Genomic DNA, 17,246 nt, shown 5'->3' with positions numbered 1-17,246 from the left:
CCCAACGAAAAAGGGCAGCATATGCCACCCCTTTCGTCTATCTGCGATTTACATGCTAAATATAAAATTACCTATTCTAATATTATATAACAAAATTGGAGTTTTTTCAATATTTAATCGTAATAGTTACATTTATATTTGTCCTTCTTCTTAGTAGCCATACGCTAACAGAAGTGAAGGCACTAAACTAGTATAGGGGCAGGTATATAGAGTTACCTTCGAGTGAAGACATTATTTTATTCGTTGGTTTATACATGACTGACACACCTGTAGAAAAATATTTTTATGTAAGTTAGTACAAGCCTTGATAACTTGATAACAGGCTTCTTCACTTTTGGATAACTAGAAAAGAAAAAAAGAGGAGGGATAAGGATTAAATCAATCCTCAATCTCCCCTCTCCTAAAATTGATTTGTAAACATTGTTATTTTTTTACGTTTCTCGCTAGGAAATAAACACCAGCGGATACTACTATTAAAATCCCTAACAACCAGAGAAAGCTAGACATCTGAACAAGAGTTGTTCCTATTCCATTCATCTCCATCTGATATCATCCTTCTCCTCGTATTCAGAATTCACGTTAAATTCTACAATGAGATGAAGTAATAAGCAATCATTTTTTACCAGTTGGCTTTATCCTTACCTACAAAGACTTGATGATAGAAAGTGCTTGTAATTACCTTATCGACAACAAATCGCAACTGTGCATATGCAGGCTTACTATTTGAGCTGTGGATAGATACATGCCCCGGGATTGCTCCAACAAGCTAAACCATTTGTGTCTAACTAAATATCAAAGCTCCTGAACCTCATCAATCATAATCTTATTCACATTTACCAACAAAAGATTACCTTTTTTCGTCTCGATAAACGCGATCTGATCCCCCTCATTCATCTCTAACTTTCGACGGATCTCACTCGGAATCACGATTTGACCTTTATCGGAGATTTTGCGTACATGCATTGGTATTCACCCCTAACGTGTGCAGATTTATCAATGGTCTATAGTCTTATTAGGAGGCCTGCTCTTCTTGATCAATCGTAAATTCAATAGAGAGAGCAAGTATCTCAGCGACATCAAGTGTTTGCACCGACTCCTCTACTTCTTTTGCTTTCGTTCCATCTGACAACATGGTTAAGCAGTATGGACAAGCACTACCAATCATTGTCGGCTTTGTTTCAAGTGCTTGTTCGGTACGCGCAACGTTGACACGTGTTCCTTCATGCTCTTCCATCCACATCATGCCACCACCGGCACCACAGCACATCGCATCTTCAAAGCTACGTTTCATCTCTACCAAGTCAATCCCTGGAATCTTACTTAGGATGAAGCGCGGGGCGGAGTAGATATCGTTATAGCGTCCGAGATAGCAAGAATCATGATAGGTGATACGTTCGGTCAATGTCTTACTTGGAACGAGACGTCCATCCGAGATGAGATCTGCTAGCACTTCGGAATGATGATACACTTCCGCTTCCAAACCAAGGTCTGGGTATTCATTTTTAAAAGCGTTGTAAGCATGTGGATCAATAGTAATGATCTTCTTAACGTTGTTCTTTTGGAACTGTTTGATATTATCTTCCGCCAGTTGCTGGTACAAGAACTCATTCCCCATACGACGAGGTGTGTCACCAGAGTTTTTCTCCTTGTTTCCGAGAATCGCGAATTTCACACCCGCTTGGGTAAGGAGTTTCACTAGAGTTCGTGAGATTTTTTGGCTCCTCATATCATAAGCACCCATAGAACCTACAAAGAAAAGATATTCGAATTCCTTCTCTTCTTTTACTGTGGGCACAGGCACTTCTGCATCGGTCACCCACTTATCACGGTCTTTTTTGCTAATTCCCCATGGATTTCCTTGCTTCTCGATATTGGAGAACGCACGACCTGCTTCTGCACTCATCTTCCCTTGTGTCATCACGAGGTGGCGGCGCATATCGATAATTTTATCTACATGCTCATTCATAACCGGACATTGATCTTCACAGTTACGACACGTGGTACAAGCCCAAATTTCTTGCTCCGTAATGACATCTCCGATCATCGCAGGACCACTCTCTCCGACTGCTACCTCCAACGCTGCTTGATTCGCATTCGAAAAGGCAACTTGTGGTACCCAAGGCGCTTTTTGTGTAATCGCCGCTCCTTGTTCCGTTAAATGATCCCGTAGCTTCACAATCAACTGCATCGGCGATAACATCTTACCTGTCCCAGAAGCAGGACACATATTGGTACAACGACCACATTCCACACACGCATATAAGTCGATCAATTGTTTTTGGTTAAAATCGGTAACCTTCCCCACTCCATACTCTTCTACCGTCTCATCTTCAAAATTAATTAATGAGAGTTTACCTGGGGGTTGCTGACGTTTCATAAAGACGTTTACAGGTCCCATTAACAAGTGGAAGTGCTTGGATTGTGGTACATATACCATGAAAGTAAAGAGTACAAGTGCATGCATCCACCAAAAAACATAAAATACCGCCTCTGCTACACCTTCAGACAGCCCCGAAAAAGGCACAGCCAACATAGATGAAATCGGTGTGGCCCAACTAGATGGATGCTGGAGAGCGATTTGTTCAAAAGCGCCACCCATCAGGATTGAAAACATCAACGAAGTTAAGAAGATGATAACCAGACCTGATTTAAAATTACGCTTCAGACGTGCAAGTTTCTCCACATATCTACGATGAAACGCATAGATCGTAGCGATAAGCACGAGGAACGTTGTGATTTCTTGCAAGAAAGTGAAAACTCCATAAACAGGACCAAGAGGTAGATGACCACCCGGTTGTAAGCCCTTCCAAAAAAGATCAATCGCTCCAAACTGGATAATAATAAACCCATAAAACATAACGGTGTGCATAATCCCGCTTTTCATATCTTTAAAAAGCTTCTTTTGCCCAAATACATTAATTAAAATCTCACGGAAGCGTTCTCCAAAGTTCAATTCGAATTCAATTGGCTTACCCAATCGAATGTACTGATAGCGTTGATAAACCACATAACCAAACAAGTAAAATGCATAACTAGCTACTGCAATAAGTGCAATGATATTGAAAATTTGTAACGTAGACATTGCTAGCTCGCTCCTTTCGAAACATTTCATTTAAGGAAACTATATATAATCTTACCATTACTAATTGGTTTCATTGTAACACAAAAATGAGTGGTCATTCATTCAGTTTTTTTATTTTCCATATAAAAAGAAAAGACACCCACTTCAAAATGATTAGCCAAAACTAACCGAAGCAAAGCGGTGTCTTCCTTATTATGAGATTGGCTCCGTTACGATTTCATATTCGTTCATGGCTCTCAGAAGATCCGATTCGATGTCTTCTTCACGACCAATAAAGGCAAATTTACCAGCGTTAAAATAGTACCCGCCTTTACCGTCCAGAATCGAATCTACTTCAGGAATATATTCATAGGAGAGTGTAGATAAGTTCTCTACTGTAGATACCTTCACCACTTTACAAGGAACCTCTTTGGGCTCAGGAAATAACAAGAATCCAGATACGAAAGGCGTCTTCCTAGGAGCTACTTCAATTTCTTCTCCCAGTTGGGATTGGAAAAGGGCCCTCACTAAGTCCACATCATATAGAAGCCTCATAAGAGGCACGACTTCCCCGCCCCCTTGACGTGCACCTAACTCTAGGAATACAGGCTCATTCCCATCTCGTAGAATAGCCTCTAGATGAAACACACCGTTGTCCAGCCGAAGGGTCTTCATCACCTCTTCCGTAAAGTCAGCAAATTTCTTCGATCTCTGCTCATCGGAAATGATGATGGAACCAACTGGTTTTCCTTGTGTATATTCATAGCATGTGTTTAGATAGCGAGACGTCCTTACAAAGACAAGCTCTCCATTTTTCATAATACCATCCATATGAAAAATGGGACCTTCGATATATTCCTCACACTCATAGGTATGAATATCAATCTCTTTCATCGTAGCCATAAGCCGTTCCCGATCAGGGATAATCTTTACTCCTGCACTAGCTGCCCCTGTTCTCGGCTTTAGAACAACAGGAAATCCAGTCTCTGATACAAAATCAAGCAAACTCTTTTCCGTCAAATCCTCTAAATAGCGAGGAACCGCAACCTTCGTACCCGCAAAACTCTTTTTCATCTCAACTTTATCAATAAATCGCAAGGTATCTTGTAAACCCATCCCTTGAATCGAATAACGATCTCTCATTTGTCCCGCAACTAAAATATCATTTTCCGATAATGCGATGAGAACATCGATCTTGCCAAAACGGCTTATGATATGATCCATTGCCGCACTTACTTCTTCTACATCTTTCAAATCGTTAACCACTTGTGCATAGTTAGGAATCTCTGGGTGATTCTTTAGATACACCGCACCACCCGCATTTACGATGTAGGAAACGTTATTCTGATGATGATCAAGAAGAATTGCATAGTTTCCGTAATCATCACTCCAGCGGTTCATAATCACTATATTTTGATTCGTTACCATCGTTGTACCTCCACTAAGTCAAGGAAATTTACTATTTATGAATGGAAATCGCTTCTTTTAATGAAGAAACAATCGTATCAATGTCATCGACAATCTTTACTTTGGTCATATCATCATCGTTCAAAAAGCCGTGATGCTTCAAATTATCAATCAACTGGATAAACGGATCAAAAAAATGATGGATATTCCATATATAGAGAGGGGCGTCATGTATGCCAATCTTTAACCATGCAATCGTTTCACACAGTTCATCAAAGGTACCAATTCCACCCGGCATAGCCAAAAAACCAGATGCTAATTGATACATCGTATTTTTCCGCTCATGCATGCTTTGGGTGAAGATCGTAGAGGCCCGTGCTTCGCCTTCCGCCTCCTGATGTTTGAGAAACTCAGGCAAAACCCCGACAACTCTACCACCGCTAACTGCTACCTCATCTGCCAATCTCCCCATCATGCCAACAGTGCCACCCCCATACACAATACCGAAGCCAGCCTCAGATAGCTTTCTTCCTGCTACCTCTGCTTGTTTCATCCAAATGGGATCGTTACCTGTTCTAGCACCACAAAAGCAACAAATTAAAGGTGGGCTTTCATCCTTGAGCTTTGCAATCATATCTGTATCCCCCTATCCAGCCATTGTGCTACTACTGCTACTCTTCTTGCCCATACGATAAGAGAGTCCATAGATGATAAAGCCTAGCATCATCACACTTGATAAAATCAAGAATCCGTACTGCGCACCCCATGCATCCATCGATTTCCCTACTATATACGTACAGCCGATTTGTAGGGCCATTCCAATCACATTCCAGATTGACATCGCTCTTCCTATGTACTCAGACGGTAGTTTTTCCATCACTTCCGAATACATAATGATTCGAATCCCCGAACCGCAGAATCCAAACATCATGTTATTAAAGCAAGCAATTGCCACACTGTGGTTTACAAACATGAGTCCCCCGCAGAGGATCGCGATGATGAATCCAGCGAGCACTAACCCTTTTCGTGAGATCTTAGAAGAAAGATTCATGATAATCAAACCCGATATACAGGCACCAATTCCGTAACACATGGTAATCAGCCCGAACGTGACAGAATCCTCATTCAAAAATGTACTTACATAACCCGGGAGCGACACATTGATCAGGCCTGCCGCCACAAATGGGATAAACATCGTGATACCGAGCAAGAAGATCGCGGAACGATGACGGAAATACTTGAATCCATCAATAAAGTCTTCTTTTAAGTGAGCCAGTTTTAACCCCGTTTTAGCTGGAGTCGTCTCAACCGAGATCAATTTTACTAATAAACTCGCGATCACAAACATCACGATATTGATGATCAAGATCGTATTAAATCCTAGGTTTTTATAGAGTAATCCTCCAACCGCACCTGCTGAGAACATCCCTACTTGCATCGCGATTTCCGCACCTGAATTTCCTTTTAAAACATTACCACCTTTTGCCGTAATGCTTTGTAGGAGTGCCTTCGTAGCGGGGAAGTAGATGTTCCATCCGATTCCGTTGCTGATCGCTAATAAGAAGACATAACTATAGTGGAAACCTGTAAATAAAAATAACAAAAGCGTAATCAGTGTCAACGCAATTCGAAAAACATTTGACCAGATTACAACTGCCTTCTTATCAAAACGGTCGACTATCAATCCAGAAAAGAATGATATCAACAAACCACAGACGACGTTTACACCAAACACATAACTAACCAGCTCATTCTTTCCCATATGATCGAGCACAAGCCAGTTTAAGGTTCCAAGTGTAATCCCTGCGCCAAATTGACAAATTAAATCTGCTAATAAAAATAGTTGCAAATTATTTCTGAAGAGATTCTTCATGCTACACCTCAATTCGCTCCATGAATGAATAGTTGGGACTAGATTGGATTCATAGTCCCATATATTCTTATTACGTCATACTGCTTCGTAATTCCTCGATAATATGATTTGGAACGATCTTATTTCCTTCATTTAAACCCATCAATTTCGAGAAACAATCTTCTGCATCTACTGCGCTAAGCATCATCTTATACTGTGTTCTACCGTCATGGTAACGATTAAAACTTACATGAACCACATCATTACGGCCCCGCATCTGCTCAGCAATGGTAGACGTCATATTTTCCAATGGAAACTCAGCTACAAATCGGTCTTTCTTCGGTAGACGATACTGATTCACCCATTCACCCTCTGCCATTTCAAGGAGGCATTGAAACGCATTATGCCCAGAAACAGCGGATGACAGATTCGTCATTCCTGAGATCCGAGGATTAATCTCGATGATGTAAAAAATACCGCCCTTATATATTAATTCTACATCGATTGAACCACTTACCTCTAATTTAGAGGCAATATTTAAAACCATTTCCTCTAATTCTTGAATCGGATACGACTCATTGATAAAGGGAGCAAATCGGAGATGGTCAAATGGAAATAGATTGCGAACTGAGTTTGAACACTTCCTTACTAACGGTTGGCAACGATAATTGCCATCACATCCGAGTACTTCGATCCCAAATAACTCTCCTTCAATAAACTGCTCCACTAACACATCAGCCATTGGAGGATTCGTGGTTACATAATCTCGCAGTTCCTCCATCGTATCCATAATCTGAATCCCACAAGACATCGAATCCCACAGTGGTTTAACAATAATAGGAAAGCCCATTTTCTGTACTTTATTAAAAATGAAATCGCGATAAGAATGGTAGCGAATGCCCCGGTCGTTAAGCAAATCGCCCTGAATTAAGAACCCATCCGTAACGGCATATCCTAGATTACGTAAGAAGCCCTTTGTCTCCCACTTATTGCACATAATCGAAGTTGCTTCCATCGAGTGCATAATCATCGGAATCTGATGCTTTTCCATCAAGATCTCCTTCACACATGCATCGCGTAAGCTATTATCATCTGGAAGAGAGATCGATATCACGAAATCCGCTTTCCAATCCATGATTTTTCCAACGAGTGTTTCACAGGAGACATCAGCTGGAACCTTTTCCATCTCCCCAGGAAACAAATCTTGATTGCATTCACCATCTGTATAGAAAAGCTTGATCTGATGTTCTTTATCCTGAACATACGTGCTAATATTTCGTAAAAAAGGTTGTGCCTGTCCGATATCTACTGATCGAGTAAATGCGATCCTCATCGATGTCCACCTCTACTCAGCAATTTGCAATTCCATTTTTTCTAATGCTTCCGAACATAGAGCAGATGCCTTTTCATAATGATTGGAAACGGAAATAATGTGACCGATTCGGTCAATATTGTTAATCGGGATGCCAATCTTTTGCCCTTCTTTAGCATATATCTCGATATCCACAATCCCTTCCTGTCCATCTGAAGAAACTTTCTGGATTTTCTCAAAGCCAATCGATTTAATAATCCCCTCTTTGTCGCTGGTAATAAAACGGACGGCCGCAAATTGATCGTTTCGGGGGGCAACATCCGGATTGAGTCCCAAAGAGGTTTGAATATAGACAATCCCTTCATCAATTCCGCAAGCATGTAGTAGAAGGCAAGGAATTTTCCCACCTGGCATCCTTGCCCCTACTTCAATAATCTTCACGCTATCCGAAGTTAGCTTTACTTCAACATGAGCAATTCCATTATTTAATCCGAGAGAGCGAACAGCCAATTTCGTCATATCTGTGATTTTCTTCTGTTCCAGAGAATCTAAATGAGAAGGAAGTGTATGGCCGATTTCGGCAAAATGATTACCCGAAGTCGTCATCTTATCCGTAATCGCGAGAACACTCATCTCTCCATTATAAATCGCCACTTCTACACTTACTTCCTGTCCTGATAGATACTCTTGGATCAAGATGTGGTCATCGAGGGGCATACCATGCGGAAACTCTACATTATTCTGACTGATGACTTCAAAAGCTCTCCTTAGCTCTTGTACACTGTTCACTTTGAAAACACTACATGACCCTGCGTTGGATGATGGTTTAATCACAACAGGATAGCCTATTTCAAGCGCCGCCGCGCTACACTCATCCCATGTTCGAACTACAATCGTTCTGGCACAGGAAACCTGCTGTTCTGCAAAATACTGATGCATTAAATCTTTTCTTCTCAGCGCCTCACACTTCCACACATCATGAGTAGGTAGATTTAATTCGCTTGCCACTCTCACCGTGAGATCGGTTACAAACTCGAAACCCGCTACAACCCCTTCAATCCCCACTTTTTCTCCATATGCTACGATATCTGAAATCGCTTCTTTTTCAACACAGAAATTCGTAAACAGTGTATAGTCAATCATTTCCTTTACCGCATCTGAATAGCTATGTTGATATAAATCTTCATGCGTCACCGCATGTATCTCAACACCCATTCGCCTCGCACTCTTCAATAGCTCAATACCACCTGAGCAATTTGGTTCGATGATCATCATTTTCCGCTTCTCTTGAACCATCTCTTCCGCTCCTCGTCATCAGCTCAACTAAACGAAATATCATTACTCCACGATTTGCAATTCAATTTTTTCTAATGCTTCCGAACATAAAATAGATGCTCTTTCATAGCTATTGGAAACCGCAATGATATGGCCAATTCGGTCAATATTATTAATCGGAACCCCGATTTTTTGTCCTTCTTCCACATAGATCTCGACATCCACGATCCCCTCTTCCCCGTTCGAGGAAACATTCTGGATCCCTTCCAATCGACCAATCGATTCGATAACACCTGCTCGATCGCTCGTGATAAACTGGATCGCCGCAAACTGATGATTCATCGGCGTCACATCAGGAAATTGCCCCATCGAAGCTTGAATGTAAACAATCCCCTCATCAATCCCACAAGCGTGTAATAAGAGATTCGGGATCTTATCGCCCGGCATTCTCGCCCCTACTTCAATAATTTTCACACCATCCGTCGTCAGCTTCAACTCGACATGACCAATCCCGTTTTTCAATCCGAGAGAATGAACAGCCAGCTTCGTCATATCTATCACCAGCTTCTGCTCACGAGGATATAACTTAGACGGTAGAGTGTGGCCTATCTCGGCAAAGTAATTTCCTGTAGTAGTCGTTTTATCTGTGATGGCCAATACGCTAACGTCACCGTTAAAAACAACTACTTCCACACTTACCTCAGGTCCGGATAAGAACTCTTGGATCAAAATATGATCATCCAAAGTCATACCATGCGGAAACTCCACATTATTCTCACGAATCACTTCAAATGCTTTCTTTAGCTCTTCTTCGCTGTTCACTTTAAAAACACTGCATGATCCTGCATTAGACGACGGCTTAATAACGACTGGATAGCCGATTTCAATCGCTGCCGCAATACACTCATCCCACTTTTGAACAATAATCGATTTCGCGCAAGCAACTTGATTCTCTACAAAGTATTGATGCATCAAATCTTTTCTTCGAAGCGCCTCACATTTTAGCGGGTCATGAGTAGGCAGACCTAATTCACTCGCTACCTTCACCGTCATATCAGACACGAACTCAAAGCCTGCTACAACTCCCTCAATCCCTACTTTTTTGCCATACGCAACCATATCTGCAATCGCTTCTGCTTCAACACAGAAGTTCGTAAACAATGTGTAGTCAATCATTTCCTTTAACTCAGCGGAATAGTTTTGCTGGTACAAGTCTTCATGCGTAACCACATGAACCTGTGCACCCATTCTTCTCGCACTCTTTAATAGCTCAATACCACCTGAACAGTTTGGCTCGACTATCATGATTCTTCTTTTCTCTTGACTCAATGTACTCGACTCCCTTACTCATGTAATACTTGATTTAGACCTGCATGAAAGTAATGAAAGTATTACTGCCATCCTATTACTGTCACAACTACTCACTCACCAGACTCAAACTCCTGCAAATGCTCCATTAGCGGTGCCGCCAGTCTTGATTTAATACTGTAAAATTTCTGATTTAATAACTCTTCATCCATCGGCTTAAACTTATAATCGTCAATGACCAGTTCACCGCCGATCACCACATATCTCGCTAACGAGGTCATGAGGACCTCTGAGATCAGAAGCAATGGATTATATTCATCAATCGGGGCATGGTCAGGAACGGAGAATACCGCTAAGTCTGCTTTCCAGCCTTCTTCGATCACCCCCACCTGGTCTAAACCAAGAGCCTTAGCACCCTCAATCGTGATCAATTTAAAAATGCTCTCGAATTCTACTTGCCTTTCCCTACTCATCACACGCTGTGAAAAATAGGAAAATAGTGCATCTGCCATTAAATTATTTTGTGGATTAATCATCCCCGCATCCGTTCCCAGTCCGATACTACCTTTTCCGTCGTTTAATTTAAGTAATTCGAATAATCCGGACTGGGCAAAAGCATTCGCTAACGGACAACTTACTAGCTTCACAGGTAAATTTGCTACTAACTCCACTTCTTTTGGAGTTAGAAAAGAAGCATGAATCAACAAAGTGTTTTCAGTCAATATATTGAGACTGTTTAGAAATTCAACACTGTGTAATCCATGTACTTCTTTACATTTGTTCGATTGTGTTTCACCTTCACTTACATGTAGCGAAAACAATACTTCATTTTGCTTAGCCACTTCGTAGAGTTCCTTCATAAATCGTGGGGACGAAGTTAACTCAGAAGAAGTCCCGATCGACAATGAAATACGGTCACTTCTATCACTAGCTAAGAAGCTCTCCACTCGTTCAAATGCTTGTTCATCCGAAATCACTTGGGGCGATACACCATTACCGTTCCACTTCTCATTGACGGCATACGTTATAAAACAACGAATTCCGGATGCCTCTGCCGCTTTTAAGTCAGGTTGGTATCGACTAGTAAAGACGCCTGCTGTGGTCACACCCATTTGAATCATTCGCTTATAACTATATAAAGAGGCCCAATACTGGTCCTCGTCCGACTCTTGACCGTTTTGCTGATGGATCAAAGAAAGAATCGTAGGAAGTGATTGTCCTAAAAAAAGACCTCGATATAAATCTTTACTCGGATGCAGATGAGCATTTGTCAATCCAGGAATACATACGAGATTCACACCATCAACAACCCTACCTAAAAAGCCACTCTCTGCTAAAAAGGTATCCACTTCCGACTCACTGTAGAAAATCCGCTTTATCTTTTGCTGCTCTACCACGATGGAACCAAAGCGAATCTGGAAAGTACGGTCCAGAAAATGAGTATTTTTGATGACTAGATCCATGTCCCGATCATCCTAGCCTGTTTATTTTTGGGGTACAGAGCGTTGATCCCCCACATTGGCGGGATTATGAAGATATCCCAGCGCACATAAAGCCGCATCCTCAAACTCTTGAACTCGTGTATAGCATAAATTCGTAAACAAACCGTTACTTCCTACCACTGACATCCTAGAAAGATGTGGCGAGGGGTAATCTGCTTTTACCACATCGCTAAATTCAACATCAGCCGAGATTTTGCTACTGATAAATCGAGGAACCATTACTTGAGAACTAGCCCCCAAACCGTATTCGTCTTTCGTACTATCAACAAACAAGCACCATCCGTATAAGAACATCCCAAATTTATGATTGGAAATCAATCCTTCAAACGAGACATAGGCATCGTAATCTCCCTTGACCTCTTTTGCTCGATCAATTCGATTCCAACATCCTTGGATTGCTTCTTGATCATTGGTTGGTGTTTTAGACACGCCTGAATCAACTGAAATCGTTTCAATAGTAGCCTGATCATAAAATCGGTCGACTATATTTTGTAGTGCTTTTTGTTTCGCCTCATTGGTTGAAGTTAGTAAGATTCTCATTGCTTCTCTCCCATCTGCTTACGTAGCGTTTTCATAAACCCATTTCATCACTTCACTATTTGCAGTACCGTTATAGATATCTTCCAATACTTCACTTGCATTTGTAATTTTCGGCATCATAACCGATTCTTGATGCACGAAGCTATCGGAAATATCAAGCGCTTTCTCTGCATGTCGATCATAGATTTGAGTGAAGTTACTAGCCATCATGGTATAGCCTAGCTTCAAATCTTGTATGCCTCTATCTACTAAATCTTGATAGACAAGCTCTGTTAGAAACGAAAAGAAGCCCATATCATATGGCAATCCAGTAATCACATCTGTACTACGAGAGAATACTTTTGAACACAAAAAACCCTCTCTGATGAAATAATTAATCGCTACTGTACAAGGAAAATCTTTTGTTGCGGTCTTGTGCATTCCTTGATTTATATTGATAATAGCCCGTCTAGAATCTCGGTTATCACAAAGACGTTTGATAACCCAATCATACTGGCTACTAATTTTCACATCTGGAACAGGCTGGTAAAACACATAGTAACCATAATTCGAATTAATATTTCCGTTTGGATCCGCTAAATGGTTCCAAAATTTTGAAGCTTTAGATAATCCGCTATCCACTTTCAGACTCCCTTGGAAGTATGCACATAACTCTCTGGCAAAGTATGTGATTGCTTGAGGGCGAGCTGTATGCACCCGATCTCTGGAGTCTAGCAAGAGATAATTCACGTCATACGCTTGCAAAGCATCTCCGGCTCTCGTTGAGACCCGATCTCCTTTGTCCAAAATATGAGTAATCCCATGCTTTACTAATTCATCTACAGTGCTTGCGTGAATATCAATACTTTTCAGTCCATTTAGCATGGAGTCTGTTGCTTGCAGAGATAACATATCTCTCCTCCTCAGGAATATTTCTTACTGACGAATTAAAGTATACATAACAATTATAATATGCACAATAGACTAAATTGTATTTTTTGATAAAAGATATTATTATATTTTAATTAATATTTATATGTATGAATATTTATTCCAATCAGAAAAGGGTGGTAGATTCGAAGAAGCTAATTCGATAGACCTATCTCACTCGAATTAGCTTCTTCATTATATCTCATTAAATACATCTACCTCTCCAAACTCTTCCTTTAAAAGAACCAATACTTTCTTATATGCTCCCCGCTCAAACCACTGCAACAAGTTTAGCTGTTCATAAAGCTTCTTTATATTCATTCGCTCGGTTCGCCTACCACGGCTTCCATCTCCCATAAAGAAATCATCTAGCGCCACGTGGTTTGTAACACCTCGTAACGTCCTCGCTATATGTTTACTTAAGGGGAGCATGGGCGAAATCGAAGCTCTCGTTGGGACCCCAGCTTCCGTAATCTCTCGCAGTGTCGCTAGCCTCGCAGGAATAGGCGGAGCGCTCGGCGTAAATACCTTTCTAACCTTCTCCAGATCCGTTTCAATTGTCATACTCACGATGATTTTCTGCTCAAACTCCAAGAAGAGATCGATATCCCGCTTCGCCAGTGGTGACCTCGTATGAATCATCAAGTAATCGATCTCATTCTTCTGAGAAAGCATCGCTTCGAGAAGAGAACGCGTTAACCCTGTTTTCGCTTCCACCCCTTGATAGGGATCAGTCGCTGTACTCATAAAGATCGATACCGATGTCCCCTTTTTTCTCGCTTTCTGAATCTCTTTTTCTAGCAACTGTGCTGCATTCGTCTTAATATCAACATACTCTCCCCATTCAGCCTCTCGATACTTCGCTGCTGGCATCTCTCGTACATAGCAATACTTACAGCCAAATACACAGCCTACATATGGGTTTAGAGTAAATGTAAATCGACTTCCATCCATCGAACCATTGGCAAGCGTTAAAATCGTTCGGGATGTAATCTCCTTAAACTCTACCATGTTGATTCCCCATTTATCTGGTGTGTTTATTTCGTATTTCTCTTATTCATTTTAACTCTGCCAAATGTTTGATAGATGTGCAAGAAGGAATCGGATGGATTGTATGATTATTCGTCATCGAGAGTCTACGGAGAAAAAAGGTGAATAGATTGCTATCACATTCTCTCCCAGACACTTAGCAAATATGCTTCAAAACGTTGTTTCATTAGTCGCTCCGTCAACCCTGTAACACCAACATCTAACCAACCTTGATAAACAGTAGGTGGTCCTGGAAGGAATTCAAAAAGCATCCGCAAATCCCAGTATGGGTGATAGTGAAAGGAATCCCCTGCTACATTCGTATATTCGAGTAAGAACTGATCCGCTTTTTCTACTCCATACAAGAGTGCAAGGTTTAATCGGCAGTGACCTACATCTACCCCTCGCGGACCTATGCAAGCATTTACCCAATCTACAACGCCAGTGATTTTTCTTCCTTCCCATAATACGTTCATCGGATGATAGTCACGATGAATAAAGGTAACATCTTGTTTCACATGATCTGCTTGAACCTTTTTCGTGTACTCTATCGCCTTCTCCCATAACTCCACCTGATACGACCACTTTGGTGCTTGAAGTGTTTCGATCTCGTAATAAGAAGAGTATATCCACTGTAAATCCACCTCCATCGAGTGGATAGCAAGCAACGTTTCTGCTAGTTGAGTCAAGGCCTCTTGATCCATCGGAAATAGTTGAGGGATACCCGGAACTTTGCTCATCAGTACAGCAGGGTATCTTGTGTGTTTGCCCTTTTCATCTATAGCTATTAGTTGAGGTGTTTGCAACATGCTCCCCTTTATTCCTTCTAATGAACTCGCTTCGTGTAAGGCAAGGTCAGGTACTTGATTATTCCATTCTCGATTCGTATATAGACGAAGAACATACAATACATCATCATCCATTGTTACTTTATATAAAGAAGAGGAAGTGGCCCCTAATAACGGAGTAAACGATGGAATTGTGCCGTTAGACTTCGTTTTCTGTAGAATCCATTGTTTTGCTTGCTCTAGATGCTCTTCCTCTATCATCATTTCCCCATCATCTCCCACACTACCTTTTCTTTTTCCCCTTCCCTATTGTATAATCATTCTAACTAATCGAAAGGATGGTACGTGACCAATGAACAAACAACAATCAGTACGTATACAACAAATAAACACGTTAGAGTAAGGTTGTTGCTAGTATTCATTGTCATCCTTTCAACCCTCTCTGGCGTTATTTGGAGGGGGATTTTTTATGTTCATTTTAGGGATGAACCATGTTACAAAATGGTTCGGGAACCGTTTGCTCTTTTCAATTGATAAGCTCCAGATTAAATATGGCGAGAAGATCGGCATCGTGGGGCGTAATGGAGCAGGGAAAACGACTTTGCTGCGCATGTTAGGTCATGAAGATTCGCACTATCCTTCTCCGGAGACCACATATGGCAACGTGTCTCTTCCTTGAGTGGCGGGGAGAAACAACTGCAATACGATCTTACCGAAGTAATAAGCCGATTATCCCTTTCTTTAAAGGAAGAAGAAAAAGAGGCATTGGAAAAGAGATATAAAAAGATACTTGACTCACTAAAAAATACAGATAAAAAATGCTAGGGTAGCAGGAGGAGAAAATGATAAAATCAGGCCCCCTTACCATACGACTTGTTAGCGAAGATGATGTAGCCATTCTCTCAAAATGGCTCACAAATCCGGATGTGCTTTATTTTTATGAAGGGAGAGATCAGCCACAGTCTCCTGAGCAAGTACGGAAACAATACCTGAATCACGATGAATCAAGTAGAAATTGCATCGTAGAATATGATAACAAGCCGATTGGCTATATCCAATTCTATCCTCTAACCGACCACGACAAGCAAAAGACAGGCTATTCGAAAGAACCGAACGTGTGGGGGATGGATCAATTTATTGGTGAAACGGATTATTGGAACAAAGGTGTAGGAACCCGTTTGGTTTCCTGCATGGTTGGTTATCTGGTTCGAGAGATAGGGGCAAAAGCCATCATAATGGATCCACAAACTCGTAATAAAAGAGCAATTCGTTGTTACGAGAAATGTGGTTTTAAAAAACTATCTTTTCTACCAAATCATGAACTACATGAAGGTATACATGAAGATTGTTGGTTATTAGAGTATGGAATGAATGATGAATAAACTGGAAAAAATAACTAGAGTGAATCCAGTTTTATTCATTTTTAAACGTTGTTTAACAGACTATTTAATAGAAGAAAGGGACGACTCTATGTTGAAAATAGAATCGTCCTCATATTTTTGATGTTTCCATATCTAGATGCCGCCTCTCTCATTTCCAATCCACACATTAAAAACCACTTCCATAAAGGTCTTGATCGCTGTTAATCCTCTCACTCTACCACCCCCATTGTTTTATATCTCTATGCTAATCTACCTCCTATTATTTCCATGTATTTATCGTTCAAATCAAGAAATGCGTACAATCTTAAAAACTTCTTATCTTTCTATTCATACCAATTTTTACTTTTCGTTATGAGTGGAATACTTATAGACCAGCTACATACCACTTCTAAAGATAATTGAATAATTATACTGTTACACGTAGCAAAAATTATGCATACCTACAGTAAGAATCAGCATACCTATAATAAGAATATTGTATCAAGGAGGTATAACATGTCTCAAGCGAATATCCCTAATATTTCACCTAATATAAGCATTACGAGAGAAGATGCAGTGAATCTTCTATTATCATCGATTGCCTTAGAAGAATTAGGCTTAAGTCATATTATTAATGCAGAAGGAGAAAAGCTACAATACGTTCTCGGGACTCTCCCTGGAGTCTCAACATCCTTTCAACCTTCCATTAGCGATTTACTTACGATCAATAATAGCGTTCGCGACACGATTAATGTAATCGGGAAGAAAGAATGGATTCTAAATGAGAAGTTAGAAAATGTGTTAAACACAGACGTGACAAGGGGACCTACCGGGTCGGCAGGTGCCACTGGGCCAACAGGGCCATCAGGAGGGCCACCCGGACCAGCAGGGGCTACCGGGCC

General features: G+C 40.9%; 16 protein-coding genes. 3 read left to right on the top strand and 13 right to left on the bottom strand.

Features of this window, described 5'->3' with window-relative positions:
* Nucleotides 1-792: 792 nt before the first annotated feature.
* From BT147_RS11055 to BT147_RS10995, 13 genes are all read right to left on the bottom strand, one after another.
* Nucleotides 793-963: an AbrB/MazE/SpoVT family DNA-binding domain-containing protein gene (locus tag BT147_RS11055; RefSeq protein WP_083426531.1), complete on the bottom strand. Its 171-nt coding sequence runs from the start codon at nt 961-963 to the stop codon at nt 793-795.
* A gap of 49 nt (nt 964-1,012) precedes the next feature.
* A complete protein-coding gene (locus BT147_RS11050) occupies nt 1,013-3,082 on the bottom strand; it encodes a (Fe-S)-binding protein (protein WP_072335103.1) in 2,070 nt (689 codons plus the stop codon).
* A gap of 192 nt (nt 3,083-3,274) precedes the next feature.
* Nucleotides 3,275-4,489 (bottom strand): ATP-grasp domain-containing protein, encoded by a 1,215-nt coding sequence (locus BT147_RS11045; RefSeq protein WP_072335100.1) that lies wholly within the window; start codon nt 4,487-4,489, stop codon nt 3,275-3,277.
* 31 nt (nt 4,490-4,520) lie between these two features.
* On the bottom strand, nt 4,521-5,102 hold the full coding sequence (locus BT147_RS11040; protein ID WP_072335098.1) for an LOG family protein: 582 nt from the start codon (nt 5,100-5,102) through the stop codon (nt 4,521-4,523).
* A 12-nt stretch (nt 5,103-5,114) separates the two neighbouring features.
* Nucleotides 5,115-6,353, bottom strand: a complete 1,239-nt coding sequence (locus tag BT147_RS11035) for an MFS transporter (protein ID WP_072335095.1) — start codon at nt 6,351-6,353, stop codon at nt 5,115-5,117.
* Between the two features lie 58 nt (nt 6,354-6,411).
* The gene (locus tag BT147_RS11030) at nt 6,412-7,653 is read right to left on the bottom strand and encodes an ATP-grasp domain-containing protein (protein ID WP_072335092.1); all 1,242 of its coding nucleotides are present in this window, start codon (nt 7,651-7,653) and stop codon (nt 6,412-6,414) included.
* A gap of 12 nt (nt 7,654-7,665) precedes the next feature.
* On the bottom strand, nt 7,666-8,928 hold the full coding sequence (locus BT147_RS11025; protein ID WP_072335089.1) for an ATP-grasp domain-containing protein: 1,263 nt from the start codon (nt 8,926-8,928) through the stop codon (nt 7,666-7,668).
* 42 nt (nt 8,929-8,970) lie between these two features.
* Nucleotides 8,971-10,236, bottom strand: coding sequence for an ATP-grasp domain-containing protein (locus BT147_RS11020; RefSeq protein WP_072335086.1), 1,266 nt, complete (start codon nt 10,234-10,236; stop codon nt 8,971-8,973).
* Nucleotides 10,237-10,328: 92 nt separating this feature from the next.
* Nucleotides 10,329-11,678, bottom strand: coding sequence for an amidohydrolase family protein (locus BT147_RS11015; RefSeq protein WP_072335083.1), 1,350 nt, complete (start codon nt 11,676-11,678; stop codon nt 10,329-10,331).
* 21 nt (nt 11,679-11,699) lie between these two features.
* Nucleotides 11,700-12,257, bottom strand: coding sequence for an inosine/xanthosine triphosphatase (locus BT147_RS11010; protein ID WP_072335080.1), 558 nt, complete (start codon nt 12,255-12,257; stop codon nt 11,700-11,702).
* An 18-nt stretch (nt 12,258-12,275) separates the two neighbouring features.
* Nucleotides 12,276-13,148, bottom strand: coding sequence for a thymidylate synthase (locus BT147_RS11005; protein ID WP_072335077.1), 873 nt, complete (start codon nt 13,146-13,148; stop codon nt 12,276-12,278).
* A gap of 213 nt (nt 13,149-13,361) precedes the next feature.
* Nucleotides 13,362-14,177 (bottom strand): SPL family radical SAM protein, encoded by an 816-nt coding sequence (locus tag BT147_RS11000; RefSeq protein ID WP_072335074.1) that lies wholly within the window; start codon nt 14,175-14,177, stop codon nt 13,362-13,364.
* A 155-nt stretch (nt 14,178-14,332) separates the two neighbouring features.
* Entirely contained in the window at nt 14,333-15,247 is a 915-nt protein-coding gene (locus tag BT147_RS10995; protein ID WP_072335262.1) for an aminoglycoside phosphotransferase family protein, read from the bottom strand.
* A gap of 205 nt (nt 15,248-15,452) precedes the next feature.
* On the opposite strand from BT147_RS10995, the gene BT147_RS10990 reads away from it, so the two are divergent.
* The 3 genes from BT147_RS10990 to BT147_RS15590 form a co-directional block, all read left to right on the top strand.
* On the top strand, nt 15,453-15,662 hold the full coding sequence (locus BT147_RS10990; protein WP_072335071.1) for an ATP-binding cassette domain-containing protein: 210 nt from the start codon (nt 15,453-15,455) through the stop codon (nt 15,660-15,662).
* 163 nt (nt 15,663-15,825) lie between these two features.
* Nucleotides 15,826-16,365 (top strand): GNAT family N-acetyltransferase, encoded by a 540-nt coding sequence (locus tag BT147_RS10985; protein WP_072335068.1) that lies wholly within the window; start codon nt 15,826-15,828, stop codon nt 16,363-16,365.
* 495 nt (nt 16,366-16,860) lie between these two features.
* On the top strand, nt 16,861-17,246 hold a 386-nt coding region (locus tag BT147_RS15590; RefSeq protein ID WP_502688569.1), incomplete at its 3' end, for an alpha-helical endospore appendage domain-containing protein.

This window comes from Thermoactinomyces sp. DSM 45891 (assembly GCF_900119485.1).
Classification (GTDB): Bacteria; Bacillota; Bacilli; order Thermoactinomycetales; family Thermoactinomycetaceae; genus Baia.
This window is presented reverse-complemented; position numbering and strand designations above follow the sequence as displayed.